Here is a 15,473-nt window from a genome sequence, read left to right as displayed (position 1 = left end):
GGTCAGGCCTGCTGGGCCTGCCACATCCAGTGCGCCTCTTCGAGGGCACGGGTGATCTCGATCAGCAGGTCCTGCGTCACGAGGTCGCTCTTGTCGGTCTCGTCGATGCGGGCCCGCAGCCGCTCGATGAGCGCGGAGAGGATGTCGACGATCGCAGCGACCGTGGACTCCACGGACTGCCAGTTTTCGGGGTACTCGGGCACGCCCGAGCTCTCGACGACGGTCTTCGCCTTGCCGTTCGGCGAGATGCCGATGGCGTTGGCGCGCTCGGCGACCTCGTCGACGTACTGGCGCGCGGTGGCGACGAGCTCGTCGAGCTGCAGGTGCGCGCTGCGGAAGTTCGAGCCGACGACGTTCCAGTGCGCCTGCTTGGCGATGAGCGACAGGTCGACCAGGTCGACCAGCGTCGCCTGGAGGGCGTTGCCGGTGATCTCCTTGTCGGCCTCGGAAAGCGGGCTCTTGATCGGAGACTTGCTCATCTCTGGTGATCCTTTCCTCGGACTCGTGCGGACGTGGAAGGGGTGGTCAGACGGTGGCGGAGAGCGCGACCTCGATGTTGCCGCGGGTCGCGTTGGAGTACGGGCACACCTGGTGGGCCTGCTCGACCAGCTGGTCGGCCTGGGCCTGCTCGAGGCCCGGCAGGGAGACGTTCAGCGCGACGCCGAGACCGAACCCGACCTCCTGCTTGAGCACGCTGACCTCCGCGGTCACCGTCGAGCCGTTCAGCGGCACCTTGGCCTGGCGGGCGACCAGCTGCAGGGCGCTGTGGAAGCAGGCCGAATAGCCGGCGGCGAAGAGCTGCTCGGGGTTGGTCTTGTCGCCCCCGGGGCCGCCCATCTCCTTCGGGATGGCCAGGGACTCGTCGATGACGCCGTCGGACGAGGTCACCTCGCCGTTGCGGCCGTCGCCGCGCGCCGTCGCCACCGCCGTGTAGATCGCCTGACCCATGCTCAGCCTGCCTTCTGTCGCGGACGCTCCACAGCGAGCGTCTCACCGAGCACAACATCCCGCACCCGCGGAACAGTGCCCCCACATGGCAGGCATCACGTCGATCGATTACCCGGCGGCATCCGGGTGAAACGTCACGAGGCGCGCGTCACCGCGAATTCGGCGACCTGGCGCCCGATCAGGCGAAGGGTGCGGACACTCTTCTCGTCCGACGCTCCACCGCCCTCGTCGAACTTGGTCTCGGCCGAGTTGATCGCACCACCCAGTGGGGTGGCCCAGCCGCGCAGTGCGTGCGTGATCGTGCGCAGCTGCTCGAGCGTCGTGACCGCGGCCTGCCAGCCATAGGCGACGGCGGCCAGCCCGACCGCGCGGCCGTCGAGGTACGGGCGCTGGTCGTCGCGCAGGTCCTCGACGTAGTCCAGGGCGTTCTTGACCAGGCCGGACAGTGCGCCGTGGTAACCCGGCGACACGACGATGAGCCCGTCCGCCTGCCGCACGGCTTCGGTGAGCGTGGCGGCGCGTTCGTGGCGGTCCGGCTCGCCGGCGTCGTAGAACGGCAGCACCAGCTCCGGCCCGGTGAGCATCCGGATCCGGACCCCGACTTCGGCCGCACCGCCGAGCGCGATCTGCAGAGCGCGTTCGGACTGGGAGCTCTCGCGCAGAGAGCCGCCGATCCCGAGCACGTTGACAGTCCTGGCTGAAGTCACGCTTTCCAGGCTAACCCCTCTACTTGAGTGGATATCCAGACTTTGGGACCGAGGCTCGCGTCACAGCTGGACCTGTTACCTACTGACGAGTAACGTCCCGGGCGGCACCGACGCTCAGGAGGCAACATGGCGATCCCGCTCCCGGTCCGCGTCCAGGCCGCGGCGTCCCAGCTCGCGTTCTGGCTGCCCAGGCCCCTGCGGCGGATGGTCGCGGGCCGCCCGGTGCGCCTCGACGGCCAGGACCTCGCGCTCGACGCCCAGTTGCTGCTCCGGCTGCAGAAGCTCGCGGGTGCCGAACTGGTGCGGGGCTCGGTGGAGCAGTCGCGGGCCCTGCTCGACGCCGCTCGGCACCTGGTCAGCGGCAAGCCGATCGAGCCGGTCTCGGTGCGCGAGATTGCCGTGCCGACGCCGGATGGCGATCTCCCGGCGACGCTCTACACACCGGTCGGGCTGCCCGAGAAGTCCCCGCTGCTGGTGTTCTTCCACGGCGGCGGCTGGGTGATCGGCACCCGGGCGAGCCACGACAACGCCGTCCGCTTCCTGGCCAAGCACGCCGGGGTGCGGGTGCTGTCGATCGAGTACCGGCTGGCGCCGGAGTTCCCGTTCCCGGCGGCCGCGGAGGACGCGCTCGCGGCGTTCGAGTACGCGGTGGCGAAGGCGGGCGACCTCGGCGCCGACCCGGCCCGGATCGCCGTCGGCGGCGACAGCGCGGGCGGCAACCTCGCCGCCGTGACGGCGCAGCAGGCGGCGCGGCGCGGCGGCCCCGCGCCGGCGTTCCAGCTGCTGATCTACCCGGCGACGGACTTCGCGCGGCGCTACCGCTCGCAGGACCTGTTCGCCGAGGACCTGTTCCTCACCGACGTGCACATGAAGTGGTTCGAGGGCCACTACGTGCCGGAGGGCACGGACCTGACCGACCCGCGGCTCTCGCCGCTGCACGCGGAAGACGTGAGCGGCCTGCCGCCGGCGCTGGTCGTCACGGCGGGCTTCGACCCGCTGCGCGACGAGGGTGAGGCGTACGCGGAGAAGCTGCGCGAGGCCGGCGTCGAGGTGGCGCTGCGCCGGCACGACGACCTGATCCACGGGTTCATCAACTTCACCGGCGTCGGCACCCGGTTCCGCGAAGCGCTGGCCGAGATGGCGGGCGCACTGCGGCAGGGTCTGTCCAAACGGGACTGAGACCGGGGCTTCGAGGAAACGAACCCGGAGCCCGGCGCGGAGGAATGTCCGCGACCGGGCTCCGGGCCCCCCTGTTTTCCGGTGGTCGGACTACGAGCCCGGAACCGGCAGTGGTGGCACCGGCAGCGGCGGTACCGGCAGCGAGCCGAGCAGGCCGCCCAGGATGCCGGTCACGGCACCCAGCAGGGCCTTGAGCAGGTCGCTGACGACCTTCAGCGGACCGGGCAGGTCCGGGATCGGCGGCAGCGGCAGCGGCGGCAGCTGCCGCGGCGTCGCCTGGGGGTTGGCCAGCAGCCGGCTGGACTCGTCGGCCCGGCCCTTGGCCAGGCCGGCCAGCTGCTGGGTGTCGGTCTGGATCGTGTAGCGCTTTCCCGCGGCGATGTCCGCGAGCACCGGGCTCATCTGACCCAGGTCGGCGCGCGTGGCCCCGACGTTGCCCGCGTAGGCCACCTTGGTCAGGTCGTCACGCATCTGGAGCACCTGTGCGGCGAGGGCCTGGGTGCTGGAGGAACCCTTGCCCCCCTCCGGGCTCGCCGAGGCGATCCCCGCCATTCCGACCGCCAGCAGACTGCCGGCGGCTACCAGGGCGATGGACCGCCCGAACTTGCCTTTCATTTCCTACCTCCTGGCCTCGGGAGACCTGACGGGTTAAATCGATACCCCCCGTATCGGAGATAAGCCACCCGATCACCGGTTAGGGATGTTTTCTAACCCTTACGTGCCGGATGCGAAGGCAGCGAACTCGACCGCAATTGATTAACGTCGAAACCTTGCCCATCCCCCTGAAGATCATCCTGATCGATTCTCTCCGTCACCCCTGGTAGCGAGCGTCCACTGTAGAGCGACTCGGCCACTCACCCGGGTGTAAACGGTGATCATTTAGCTTCATCACTCCGTCGGACCGCGTGTCAAGACTGCTCCAGACGGGGCGTCCCCCACGCTCGCACCGCCACCCACAAGGTTCTCCCCTGGCCGGGGCAGAAATGCGAAATCAATTCCGGAAAAACCGTCGTACGGCTCCGAATCGGGCACCGGCCGTCAGAGCGGCAGGCCCGCCTCCAGGTGCGCCACCGCCCGGTCGAGCACCACCAGCGTGTCCACGTCGGGATCCGCCGCCGCGCCCAGGAACGCCGCCATGATCACCCCGACCACCGCGCCCGCCCAGTTGCGGACCTCGAAGTCGTCCGCCGCGCGGCCCGTCCTCTCGGCCGCCATGCCCGCCAGCAGGTCGATCCCCTCCGCGAACTGGTCCATGACCGCGCTGCGCAGCTCCGGCTCGCGGAACACCAGCAGCTGCCGCTGACGCTCGCGCTCCCACTCCTCGCCCGAGACCTGCTCGCGGATGATGTCCACCGTCGCCCGCAAGGCGGCGAGCGGGCTGAGCTCCGCCGGCTGGGCCAGCGTCGCCGCGATCAGCACCGGGTCGAACGGGTCGTACAGCACCGTCGCTTCCTTCGTCGGGAAGTACCGGAAGAACGTGCTGGGCGAGATCTCCGCCGCCGCCGCGATCTGGTCCACCGTCGTGGCGCTGTAGCCCTGCTCCCGGAACAGCCGCAACGCGTGCCGCTGGATCGCGGCACGCGTCCTGGCCTTCTTCCGTTCTCGCAGCCCCGAGGGCTCAGATGGCGACGACGTCATGCTCCGATTCTCGCGGCTGCGTCCCGGGGGCCGCCCGCCCGGGCAGGAACAGCAGCGCGAGCAGCGCGCCGGCCACGCCGAGCCCGGCGCACACCCACAGGGTCGCCGCCATGCCGTCGGTGAACGCGACCCGCGCGGAACCGGCCAGCGCAGGCAGGTGGAGCTTCTCCGCGACGGCGACCGCGGCCGACGCACTGCCCCGCACCGCGTCGGCGACCGGTGCGGGCAGGCCGTCGACGGCGACACCGGCGCGGTAGACGCCGTTGAGCACCGTGCCCAGCACCGCCACCCCGATCGTGCCGCCGATCTGGCGCAGCACCTGGATCAGCGCCGACCCCGCACCCGAGCGGCCTTCGGTGAGCGCGCCCATGGCCATCGACATCAGCGGAGGCAGCGTGCACCCGGTGCCCAGCCCGATCACGCCCTCCCAGGCGACGGTGACGCCGTAGCCGTCCGACGGCGACGTCGTCGAACCCCAGGCCAGCCCGGCCGCGAGCAGCACGAACCCGGCCGTCACGACCACGCGCACGCCCACCGCGGCGACCAGGCGCTCGGCGATCTTCGCCGACACCAGCATCCCGCCGATCAGCGGCAGCAGCCGCACGCCGGTCTGCAGCGCGTCGGCCCCCTGCACCGCCTGGAACAGCTGAGGCAGCACGAACAGCAGGCCCATCAGCGCGAACGACGCCATCGTCGCGAGCACCGCACCCCAGACGAACCGCGGCTCGCGGAACAACGCGAGGTCCGTCAGCGGCGCGGCCGTCCGCGTCTGCGCCCGGCAGAACACCGCCAGCAGCGCGACGCCGAGGGCGATCAGGCCGTACGTCACCGGGTCGGCCCAGCCGTGCTCGCCGGCGTGGACGAACCCGTAGGTCAGCGCGACCAGCCCGGCGGCCGAGAGCGCGATGCCCGTGAAGTCGATCGCGCCCCGGCCGGACCCGGGCGTCAGCGGCACCAGGAACAGCACCGCGACCAGGCCGATCACGGTCAGCGGGACGTTGATCAGGAACACCGAGCCCCACGCGAAGTGGTCGAGCAGCCAGCCGCCGAGCAGCGGCCCGAGCGGGATGCCGGCGAACGTCGCCATCACCCACGTCGTCAGCGCCTTCGCCCGCTCCTCCGGCGGGAACAGGATGTTCAGCAGGGAGAGCGAGAGCGGGATGAGGAACGCGGCGCCGACACCGAGCACGACGCGGGCGGCGATCAGCTGGCCGGGCGACCCGGCGTACGCGCACCCCAGCGAGGCGAGCCCGAACAGCGCGAGCGCGCCGAGCAGCAGTTTCTTCGGGCCGAACCGGTCGCCCAGCAGGCCCGCCGGCAGCAGCAGCGCGGCCAGCGCCAGCGTGTAGGCGTTGCCGAACCACTGCAGCTGCGTGGTCGTGGCGCCGAGGTCGACGGCGAGCGTCGGCACGGCGACGTTCAGCACGGTCAGGTCGAGCCCGACGGTCAGCAGGCTCACCGCGAGCGCTCCGAGCGCCCACCACCTGCGTGGATGGAGCTGAGTCATAGCGACCCCCATTTGATAGTTACTACCAAATGAGAGTAACTCTCAAAATCTTCCGGCGCCAGACCCCGCACCCCGGGAAATAACTTGCACGCGCGTACCACCTTGGGTTCTCATCGAGGACGTGCCGCTGCAGCCCTACCGCCGGGTCCTCGCCGTCCCCCGCGTCCCGTCGACGATGGCGCTGATGTTCCTGGCCCGGCTGCCGATGACCATGAACGGCGTGCTGATGACGCTGTACATCGTCACCGGACTCGGCCGCGGCTACGGCGCCGCCGGGCTGGTCGGCGCGGGCATCACCCTCGGGATGGCCCTCGGCGCGCCACTGCTGGGCCGCTGCTTCGACCGCTACGGCCTGCGTCCGATCGTCGCCGTCTGCGGGATCGGCACGACGGCGTTCTGGTTCGCCGCACCCCACCTGCCGTACGAAGCGCTCGCCGCGGTCGCGGTCCCGGCCGGGATGCTCTCGGTGCCGGCGGGCTCACTCGCGCGGCAGATCCTGGCCGCGCTCGTCCCGGTCGAGGAGCGCCGCGCGGCGTACTCGCTCGACACGATCTCCGTCGAAGCGACGTTCATGATCGGCCCCGCGATCGGCATCGCGGCGATCACGACGCTCTCGCCGACCTTCACGCTCAGCGCGCTCGGCGCGCTGTTCGGCGGCACGGCGTTCCTGATCTGGCTCATCGACCCGCCGATCCGCGAATCGGCCGAGCCCGGCGCGTCGACGACCCGGCCGCCGCTGCGCAGCTGGCTGACCGGCCCGCTCGTGGCGACACTGCTGATCGCCGCCGGCACGCTGTTCGTGCTCGTCGGCACCGAGCTGGCGACGCTCGCGACGCTGCGGGCCAACGGCGACCTCGGCGTGACCGGGCTGGTGATCGCGGTGATGTGCGCGGCGTCGATCGCCGGCGGCATCGTGCACGGCGCGGTGAAGCGGTCGCTGCCGCAGGGCGTGCTGATGCTGCTGCTCGCGCTGCTGGTGGTGCCGGTCGGGCTGGCCGGCCATCCGTGGTGGCTGCTGACGCTGGTGCTGATCCCGACGAACCTGCTCTGCGCGCCGACGCTCGCGGCGACCACCGAGACGGTCACCCGGATCGCCCCGCCGCGGGTCCGCGGCGAGGCGATGGGTCTGCAGGACGCGGCGACGCGGCTCGGCCTGGCGCTGGGCAGCCCGGTGGTCGGCTTCGCGATCGACCACTCGAACCCGGCGTGGGGCTTCGCCGCGGCCGGGCTCGGCGGCCTGGTGATCGCCTCGGCCGGCCTGCTGCGACGGCGGGCGCCGGAACCGGCCGCGGAGCCGGTCCCGGCGCTGGCCGAAAGCTAGCGGGCCTGCCGCAGCTCGTCGTGAGTGGTTAGGGCGGTTCTAACCGCCCTAACCACTCACGACGGGTCAGCCGCAGGCCGCGCGGAGGGCGTCGAGCTTCTTGACGTTGCGCTGCACCCACTGGGCCACCACGCCGGCGTCCTCGATGCGTTCCTTCTGCACCTCGACGTACGAGCCGGCCATGCCCAGCAACGCGTTCTTGACGTCCTGGTCCTCGACGTTCCCCGCCAGCTCCCGCAGCCGCTTCTCCTTGTCCGCGGCGCGGGCCTTGAGCTTGTCCGGGTCGACCAGCGGGTTCAGGTCCGCGAGCCCGAGCGCCTCGGTGCACGCGGCGACCTTGTCCGCGGTCCTGGACCCCTGGTCGACCGCGGTGCCGACCTGGTCGCACCCGCTCAGCAGCAGTGCGGCCCCGGCCAGCAGCGCGGCCGTCGTTCCACCCCTCGTCATGGCGCCAAGGTACCGGTCAGCCCTTGACGCAGACCACCTGCTTGAGGTGCGCCACCACCTCGACCAGGTCCGTCTGGGCGCGGATCACCGAATCGATGTCCTTGTACGCCGCCGGGATCTCGTCGACGACGCCCGAGTCCTTGCGGCACTCGACACCGGTCGTCTGCGCCGCGAGGTCGTCGGCGGTGAACAGCTTCTTGGCCTTGGTGCGCGACATCCGGCGGCCCGCCCCGTGCGACGCCGACCGGAACGACGACTCGTTCCCGAGACCGCGGACGATGTACGACCCGGTCCCCATGCTGCCCGGGATGATCCCGAGGTCACCCGATCCGGCACGGATCGCGCCCTTGCGGGTGACGAGCAGCTCGACACCGTCGTACGTCTCCTCGGAGACGTAGTTGTGGTGGCAGGAGATCGCGTCGTCGAAGGTCGTCTGCGGGACGACGTCCTTCAGCGCCTGCTTCACGAGCGCGACCATCGTGGCGCGGTTGCGCGCCGCGTAGTCCTGCGCCCAGAACAGGTCACGCCGGTAAGCCGCCATCTCCGGCGTGCCGGCGACGAAGACCGCGAGGTCCCGGTCGGGCAGGTCGGCGTTGTGCGGCAGCTTGCGCGCGACGGCCATGTGCCGCTCCGCGAGCTCCTTGCCGATGTTGCGCGAACCCGAGTGCAGCATCAGCCACACGCGGCCCTCGTCGTCGCCGCCCTGCTCGAGGCAGACCTCGATGAAGTGGTTCCCGCCGCCGAGGCTCCCGATCTGGCGCGCGGCCCGGTCGTGCAGCTCCTGGACCCCGGTGTGCAGCTCGCCGAAGCCCTTCCAGAAGGCGTCCCAGCCGCCGACGCCGTGCACCTTCGCGGGGTTCACGGGCGTCTTGTGCAGCCCGAAGCCGACCGGCACGGCCGATTCGACGCGTCGGCGCAGCTTCCCGAGGTCGTCCGGCAGGTCGCTCGCGGTGAGCGACGTCCGGACGGCGCTCATGCCGCACCCGATGTCCACGCCGACCGCGGCGGGCGAAACGGCGTCGCGCATGGCGATGACGCTGCCGACGGTCGCGCCCTTCCCGTAGTGCACGTCGGGCATCACGGCGACGCCGTGCACCCACGGCAGGTTCGCGACGTTGTGCAGCTGCCGCATGGCCTGGTCTTCGACCGACGCGGGGTCCGCCCACATTCGGATCGGGACGCGGGCGCCTTCGACAGCGGTGTACATGATTCCTCCCCTTGACTTGCTTGCGGTGCACAGGATCCCCCGGCCCCCGGCAAAACACCAACGCGATTCTTCGTGAGCAAAAAGAAATCCGGCGGACGCGATCGGTCCGGCAGAATGAGCCGACCGTCCGGGGAGGACGGTCGGGGGAGGATCGATCCATCGTGAAGACGTCGTGGCGCGCGCTCGTCGCCGTCGTGCTGCTGGCCGGGTTCCCGGTTCTCGTGCTCCTGGTCGTCGGCGGCCTCGCCGTCGCCGAGTACTACGCCTTCCGGCATTCCGGGTTGCTGGCGATCAAGCTCGGCATCGTCGCGGTCCCGGTGTCGTTCGCGCTGCTCAAGGCCCTGTTCGCGATCGAGCGGACCCGCGGCGGCGACCTGCCGGGCGTGCCGGTGACGCCGGAAGGCCAACCCGGGCTGTGGGCGCTCGTGCGCGAACTCGCCGACACCGTCGGCACCCGGCCGCCGGACGCGATCTCGCTGCTCAACGACGTCAACGCCGGGGTGCGCGAGCGGACCGGGTGGCTCGGGCTGCGGGTGCGCCGCCGCGAGATGTTCATCGGGGCGCAGCTGCTCGCGGGCCTGCGCCACGACCAGCTGCGCGCCCTGCTCGGGCACGAGCTGGCGCACTACACCAACCGCGACACCCGGCTCGCCGGCCTGACCTACCGCGGCCGACGGTCGATCGAGAAAGCGCTGACCGGGCTGGACGGTGACGGCTGGTTCGAAGGACTGGTCCGCAAGCTGTTCGTGCTCTACGCGAAGCTCTACTTCGCGGTCTCCGCGTCGGTCTGCCGCCGTCAGGAGCTCGCTGCCGACGCCGCCGCGGCGCGGCTCGCCGGGACCGCGGCCGCCGCCGGCGCGCTGCGCGAAGTCGAAGCGCTCGACGTCGCCTGGAAGTTCTACGTCGAGCACTACCTGCTGGTCGGCTGGCACGCGGGCTACCTGCCGGACCGGCCTGCCGCCGGGTTCCGCGCGCTGCTCTCCGACGCCGAGCGCGCCGAGCAGATCGACCGGCTTCGGCAGGAGCTGCCGGAGGAGGAGACCTCCCGCTACGACACGCACCCGGCGACGCCGGAGCGGATCGCCGCGCTGGAAGCCCTGCCTGCGGTCCCGGGCTCGCCGGGCGGCGACCGCCCGGCGAGCGACGTCCTGCGGGACGCCGACGCGACGCTGGACGCGGCCCTGTTCGCCGACCTGGACGCCGAAGCGGCGGCCAAGCGGCGCACGGACTGGGACAGCTTGGTGAACCTCGGCTTCCGGCACGCCGCGACCAAGGTGGCGACGGCGTTCCTGAACGGGCGCACGCTCGAGGACGCGCTCACGCTCATCGACGAGGGGCACGCGAGCGAGTTCGCCGACCCGGACTGCCGGCCCCCGGCGACCGCGGGACCGCGGGCCCGGCGCGAATTCGTCGTCGCCTCCGTCCGCGAAAACCTGTCCACCATGATCGCCGCCGCGCTGGCGGAAGCCGGTGTGGCGCACTGGAAGCTGTCCTGGTCGGGCCCGGCCGACCTGGTCGTCGACGAGCCCCACGGCCGCGAGCTGTCCGCGGCCCTCGACGCCGCGGCCGCGGCCGACCCCGACACCGCTCCGCTACGCCGCCTGCTGGCCGCCGCCGGCGTGCTCCCGGTCCGTTCCTGAGGAGGAACTCTTGCTTTCCCTGTTCAACTCCAAGCGCCGCAAGGCCGCCGTCGCGCTGGTGAAGGCCGCCAGAGCCCGGGGCATGAGCGTCGAGGACTACGCGAAGACGCTTTCCCCGGCCGAACTCGCGCAGTACGTGCCACAGGACGCCAAGCCCGAGGTCGAGATGCCCGACGTCGCGCTGTGGGGCCTCCCGCCGGACTCCGCCGTGACGGCGGCGAAGTTCATCGCCGACGCCCACCTCGCCGAAGCCGTCACGGCCTACCGCGCCGGTGACTGGCAGCCGGGTGCCGCGCTGCTGGCGGACCTCGGCACCGACTGGGACCGCCGGGCCTTCGCCGTGCAGCAGCTCGGCGACGCCGCGGCGGACGACGACGCCCCGCTGAAGGCGTGGCGGGCGTCCGGCAGCGCGGACGCCGAAGCCGTCCACGCCCAGGGCCTGGTCGCGCTGGCCTGGCAGATCCGCACGGGAGCGACCACCGACCACGTTTCCCAGGACCAGTGGGCCGGGTTCTTCCGCGTGCTCGATGAGGCCGAAGCGGCGGCCCGCGCCGCGACCGAAGCGGCGCCGGAAGACCCGACGCCGTGGTGGACCATGCTCACGGTCGCCCGCGGTCGCCAGTACGGCAACGACGACTTCCGCGGGGTGTGGGCGGAGCTCGTGGCGCGTGACCCGCTCCACCGGCCGGGCCACGAGCAGGCGCTGCAGTACTGGTGCGCCAAGTGGTTCGGCTCGCACGAGCAGATGTTCGCCTTCGCCGACGAAGCCGTCGCGAAGGCGCCGAAGCTGGCCGGCCTGGGCCTCGTCGCCGCGCACGAAGCGGAGGAAAAGGAGGTCGGGGCCTGGAAGAGCGACCGGACCTCGCGCGCGCTCGACGGCGTCCTGCCGTGGCTGGCCGGCGAGGGCCGGGACCACCCGGCGAACCTGCGTGACCGCGCGTACGCGGCGAAGGCGCTGGTGGAGAACGGCCGCTGCGACGAGGCCGTCGAGCAGTTCAAGGTGTTCGGCGAGCACGCGGACGCGCTGGTCTGGGCCTACGGCGGCCGTCCCGGGTACGAGTTCATCAAGACGCGCTACCTGGCCTGCCACGGCGCGCCCCGGCCGTGAAGCGCGCGAAGGCCCCTCACCGGGATTCGGTGAGGGGCCTTCGAAGCACTTGCGTCAGGACTGCTCGGCGATCAGCTCCGCGATCTGCACGGCGTTGAGCGCCGCACCCTTGCGCAGGTTGTCGTTCGCGATGAACAGCGCCAGCCCGCGACCACCTTCGACGCCCTGGTCGACGCGGATGCGGCCGACGTAGCTCGGGTCGTTGCCCGCCGCCTGCAGCGGGGTCGGGATCTCCGACAGCTCGACGCCCGGCGCGTGCGCCAGCAGCTCCGTCGCGCGTTCCACGGTCAACGGCTGCGAGAACTCCGCGTTCACCGAGATCGAGTGCCCCGAGAACACCGGCACGCGCACGCAGGTGCAGGACACGCCGAGACCCGGGATGCTCAGGATCTTGCGGCTCTCGTTGCGGAACTTCTTCTCCTCGTCCGTCTCGAGCTCCCCGTCGTCCACAATGGACCCGGCCATCGGCAGGACGTTGAACGCGATCGGGCGGACGTACTTGTCCGGCGCGGGGAACTCGATCGCCGCGCCGTCGTGGGTCAGCAGCGCCGCGTGCTCCGCGCCCGCCTTGACCTGGCCCGCCAGCTCGTCGACGCCGGCCAGCCCGCTGCCGGACACCGCCTGGTACGTCGACGCGACCAGCCGGACCAGCCCGGCCTCGTCGTGCAGCGGCTTCAGCACCGGCATCGCGGCCATCGTGGTGCAGTTGGGGTTCGCGATGATCCCCTTGCGCGCCTCTTTGATGGCCTGCGGGTTGACCTCGCTGACGACCAGCGGCACGTCCGGGTCCATCCGGAACGCCGAGGAGTTGTCGATCACCGTCACGCCCGCCTCGGCGAACCGCGGCGCCTGCGCCTTCGACGTCGACCCGCCCGCGGAGAACAACGCGATGTCCAAACCGGACGGATCCGCCGCCGCCGCGTCCTCGACCGTGATCTCGGTGTCGCGCCACGGCAGCTTCGAACCCGCCGAGCGCGCCGAAGCGAAGTACCGGAGCTCGGCGATCGGGAACTCCCGCTCCGCCAGCAGCTTGCGCATCACCGCGCCGACCTGGCCGGTCGCGCCGACCACCCCGACCCGCAGCCCGTCCGCCATCAGCGACCACTCCCCGCGTAGACCACAGCTTCCTCGTCGCCACCCAGCTCGAACGCGTCGTGGATCGCGCGCACGGCGTCGTCCAGCTGCGCGTCGCGGATCAGCACCGAGATCCGGATTTCCGAGGTGTTGATGATTTCGATGTTTACGCCGGCGTTGGCCAGCGCTTCGCAGAACGTCGCCGTGACACCGGGGTGCGAGCGCATCCCGGCGCCGACCAGCGAGACCTTGCCGACGTGGTCGTCGTAGAGCACCGACTCGAAGCCGATCTCCGCCTTGACCTTCTCCAGCTCCTTGACCGCCTTGGCGCCGTTGGCCTTCGACAGCGTGAACGTGATGTCGGTGCGGCCGGACACCGTGCTGGACACGTTCTGCAGCACCATGTCGATGTCGATTTCGGCGTCGGCGATCACGCGGAAGATCCGGGCCGCGGCGCCGGCGTGGTCCGGCACCCCGGTGACCGTGATCTTGGCTTCGGAGCGGTCGTGCGCCACACCGGTGATCAGGGCTTGTTCCACGGGGATCTCCTCGATAGAACCGGTCACCGTCGTGCCCGGCTTGTCACTGTAGGAAGAGCGGACTCGGATCGGGACGCCGTACCGGCGCGCGTACTCGACCGACCGCAGGTGCAGGATCTTCGACCCGCTCGCGGCGAGCTCGAGCATCTCCTCGTACGGGATGGTGTCGAGCTTGCGCGCGTCCGGCACGATCCGCGGGTCGGCGGAGTACACACCGTCCACATCGGAGTAGATCTCGCAGACGTCGGCGTTCAGCGCGGCGGCCAGCGCGACGGCGGTGGTGTCCGAGCCACCGCGGCCCAGCGTGGTGATGTCCTTGGTGTCCTGCGCGACGCCCTGGAAGCCCGCCACCAGCGCGACATAGCCCTGCTCGAGGGCTTCGGTGACGCGGCTCGGCGTGACGTCGATGATGCGCGCGTTGCCGTGCACCGACGTCGTGACGACGCCGGCCTGCGACCCGGTGAACGACCACGCCTCCGCGCCCTGGGCCGAGATGGCCATCGCGACCAGCGAGTTCGAGATGCGCTCACCCGCGGTGAGCAGCATGTCCATCTCCCGCTCCGGCGGCGCCGGGTTGACCTGCTGCGCCAGGTCGAGCAGCTCGTCGGTGGTGTCACCCATCGCCGAGCAGACCACGACGACGTCGTTGCCCGCCTTCTTGGTGGCGACGATCCGCTCCGCGACGCGCTTGATCCGGTCGGCACTTTCCAGCGACGATCCGCCGTACTTCTGGACCACGAGGGCCACGCCCGAACCTCCTCGCGGGCCGGGCGGCTCCCTGGCGGGCACCGGAGAGCCCCCGCGTCCCATGATTTGAAGAGGAGCCTACCGGGGGTTTCGCGGCCCGCCACCCTCCTGACGTGGGGCGGGCACCGGATGGAGGCAGCGCGGAAGTAAATCTTCCGTAACACCAACGAAATGCACGAAGCCCTTCCTCCCGAGTGATGCAGCGCACGCCTGGGTACCGTGTCGATCGTGCGAAAGCCAGCTGTGACGAGCGTCCCGATCGCGTCCCTGATGGCCGAGCGTTGGAGCCCGCGGGCTTTCGACGCCTCGGCGGCCGTCACCCCGGAGCAGGTGAAGGCCCTCCTGGAGGCGGCCCGCTGGGCCCCGTCCTTCGGCAACACCCAGCCGGCCCGCTACCTGATGGGGTTACGCGGCACGCCGTCGTTCGACGGCATCCTGGCGACGCTCAACTCGGGCAACCGGGCGTGGGCGCACCGGGCGAGCCTGCTGCTGGTCGGCGTGATGGTGACGACGAACGAGAAGGGGCCGGTGCCCTACGCCGAGTACGGGCTCGGGCTGGCTTCGGAGAACCTCGTGCTGCAGGCGGTGGAGCTGGGGCTGGTCGCCCACCAGATGGCGGGGTTCTCCGCGGACGCGGTCCGGTCCGCGTTCTCGCTGCCCGACGACGCCGTGCCGAAGGTGGCGATCGCCGTGGGGTCGCCGGCTTCGCCCGACGTCCTGGAGGAGGACTGGCGGATCGAGCGCGAGAAGGCGGACCGGGTGCGGGTACCGCTGGCGGACTTCGCGTTCACCGGCCAGTGGGGCACGCCGGCCTTGTGAAAGCCGTGAAGGCCTCCTTACCGGCGCTAAGAGCCGGTAAGGAGGCCTTCACGGACTTGAACGTCAGGAAGCTCCGCCGACGCGGCGGATGACCTTCGCCAGCACCCCCGACACCACGAGCCAGAAGATCGCCGCGATGCCGTAGTTCACCAGGACCCGCAGCTTCTCGTCACTGGGGGTGAACAGGTCGCTGAATCCCAGCGCCAGGCTGTCCGCCCACGACTTCACGAACGAGACGATCCCGTTGTCCGGGTTGGCCGAGCCGACCGTGAAGATCACGTGGATCACCAGGAGCGCGGCGAAGATCAACCCGGCCCAGCGGACGATCGACGCCACCACCGAGGCCACCTTGCCCCCGGTGCCGCGCCAGTCGACCGGGGCCCGGCGGGAGACCCGGGTCTCCTTCGACGCCGACGACGACTCCGCGTGCTCACCCATGCCCGCAGTTTCGCACGACGACCGGCCAATTGCTACCCACAGGTAACCCCAGCAGGAGACGCCCGGCTTCCCTCGCGTGGTGTTCCGTGGCTATGGTGAAGACGTGGCGCGTGCTCTCCTGCTTCGCTGCCGCGACGGGGCCTGACCGGACCGG

At 71.2% G+C, this 15,473-nt stretch carries 16 protein-coding genes; 5 read left to right on the top strand and 11 right to left on the bottom strand.

Translation table 11 applies throughout. From position 1 onward, the window contains the following. Window positions 1-2 precede the first annotated feature (2 nt). From QRX60_RS14190 to QRX60_RS14180, 3 genes are all read right to left on the bottom strand, one after another. Window positions 3-479, bottom strand: coding sequence for a Dps family protein (locus tag QRX60_RS14190; protein WP_286001247.1), 477 nt, complete (start codon window positions 477-479; stop codon window positions 3-5). 46 nt (window positions 480-525) lie between these two features. Next, entirely contained in the window at window positions 526-948 is a 423-nt protein-coding gene (locus tag QRX60_RS14185) for an organic hydroperoxide resistance protein (protein ID WP_285457651.1), read from the bottom strand. A gap of 134 nt (window positions 949-1,082) precedes the next feature. After that, the gene (locus tag QRX60_RS14180; RefSeq protein WP_286001246.1) at window positions 1,083-1,655 is read right to left on the bottom strand and encodes an NADPH-dependent FMN reductase; all 573 of its coding nucleotides are present in this window, start codon (window positions 1,653-1,655) and stop codon (window positions 1,083-1,085) included. Window positions 1,656-1,781: 126 nt separating this feature from the next. Between QRX60_RS14180 and QRX60_RS14175 the strand changes: the two genes are divergently transcribed. After that, entirely contained in the window at window positions 1,782-2,834 is a 1,053-nt protein-coding gene (locus QRX60_RS14175; protein WP_286001245.1) for an alpha/beta hydrolase, read from the top strand. 90 nt (window positions 2,835-2,924) lie between these two features. On the opposite strand, the gene QRX60_RS14170 is transcribed toward QRX60_RS14175, so the two are convergent. The 3 genes from QRX60_RS14170 to QRX60_RS14160 form a co-directional block, all read right to left on the bottom strand. Further along, entirely contained in the window at window positions 2,925-3,449 is a 525-nt protein-coding gene (locus QRX60_RS14170) for a hypothetical protein (RefSeq protein WP_286001244.1), read from the bottom strand. Window positions 3,450-3,872: 423 nt separating this feature from the next. Then, window positions 3,873-4,472: an acyl-CoA-like ligand-binding transcription factor gene (locus QRX60_RS14165; RefSeq protein ID WP_286001243.1), complete on the bottom strand. Its 600-nt coding sequence runs from the start codon at window positions 4,470-4,472 to the stop codon at window positions 3,873-3,875. Beyond that, window positions 4,453-5,979: a DHA2 family efflux MFS transporter permease subunit gene (locus QRX60_RS14160; RefSeq protein WP_286001242.1), complete on the bottom strand. Its 1,527-nt coding sequence runs from the start codon at window positions 5,977-5,979 to the stop codon at window positions 4,453-4,455. Before QRX60_RS14160 ends, QRX60_RS14165 begins: the two co-directional genes overlap by 20 nt. Window positions 5,980-6,163: 184 nt before the next feature. Between QRX60_RS14160 and QRX60_RS14155 the strand changes: the two genes are divergently transcribed. After that, window positions 6,164-7,300, top strand: coding sequence for an MFS transporter (locus tag QRX60_RS14155; protein ID WP_286003588.1), 1,137 nt, complete (start codon window positions 6,164-6,166; stop codon window positions 7,298-7,300). Window positions 7,301-7,366: 66 nt separating this feature from the next. Here QRX60_RS14155 and QRX60_RS14150 read toward each other — a convergent pair whose 3' ends face one another. Together QRX60_RS14150 and QRX60_RS14145 are read right to left on the bottom strand one after the other, a co-directional pair. Further along, complete coding sequence (locus QRX60_RS14150; protein WP_286001241.1) at window positions 7,367-7,747, bottom strand: hypothetical protein; 381 nt, start codon at window positions 7,745-7,747, stop codon at window positions 7,367-7,369. Between the two features lie 16 nt (window positions 7,748-7,763). Next, entirely contained in the window at window positions 7,764-8,954 is a 1,191-nt protein-coding gene (locus QRX60_RS14145) for an RtcB family protein (RefSeq protein ID WP_286001240.1), read from the bottom strand. A gap of 161 nt (window positions 8,955-9,115) precedes the next feature. Here QRX60_RS14145 and QRX60_RS14140 point away from each other — a divergent pair, with 161 nt between their 5' ends. Continuing rightward, entirely contained in the window at window positions 9,116-10,594 is a 1,479-nt protein-coding gene (locus QRX60_RS14140) for a M48 family metallopeptidase (RefSeq protein WP_286001239.1), read from the top strand. Between the two features lie 10 nt (window positions 10,595-10,604). Continuing rightward, complete coding sequence (locus QRX60_RS14135) at window positions 10,605-11,702, top strand: DUF4034 domain-containing protein (protein ID WP_286001238.1); 1,098 nt, start codon at window positions 10,605-10,607, stop codon at window positions 11,700-11,702. 54 nt (window positions 11,703-11,756) lie between these two features. Here QRX60_RS14135 and QRX60_RS14130 read toward each other — a convergent pair whose 3' ends face one another. Both QRX60_RS14130 and QRX60_RS14125 read right to left on the bottom strand, forming a co-directional pair. Next, entirely contained in the window at window positions 11,757-12,797 is a 1,041-nt protein-coding gene (locus QRX60_RS14130) for an aspartate-semialdehyde dehydrogenase (protein WP_286001237.1), read from the bottom strand. After that, window positions 12,797-14,062, bottom strand: coding sequence for an aspartate kinase (locus QRX60_RS14125; RefSeq protein ID WP_086863551.1), 1,266 nt, complete (start codon window positions 14,060-14,062; stop codon window positions 12,797-12,799). Before QRX60_RS14125 ends, QRX60_RS14130 begins: the two co-directional genes overlap by 1 nt. Before the next feature lie 228 nt (window positions 14,063-14,290). Between QRX60_RS14125 and QRX60_RS14120 the strand changes: the two genes are divergently transcribed. Beyond that, complete coding sequence (locus QRX60_RS14120; RefSeq protein WP_286001236.1) at window positions 14,291-14,881, top strand: nitroreductase family protein; 591 nt, start codon at window positions 14,291-14,293, stop codon at window positions 14,879-14,881. Between the two features lie 63 nt (window positions 14,882-14,944). On the opposite strand, the gene QRX60_RS14115 is transcribed toward QRX60_RS14120, so the two are convergent. Next, a complete protein-coding gene (locus QRX60_RS14115; RefSeq protein WP_286001235.1) occupies window positions 14,945-15,319 on the bottom strand; it encodes a hypothetical protein in 375 nt (124 codons plus the stop codon). Between the last annotated feature and the right edge of the window lie 154 nt (window positions 15,320-15,473).

It is taken from the genome of Amycolatopsis mongoliensis, from assembly GCF_030285665.1.
Lineage (GTDB): Bacteria > Actinomycetota > Actinomycetes > Mycobacteriales > Pseudonocardiaceae > Amycolatopsis > Amycolatopsis mongoliensis.
This window is presented reverse-complemented; position numbering and strand designations above follow the sequence as displayed.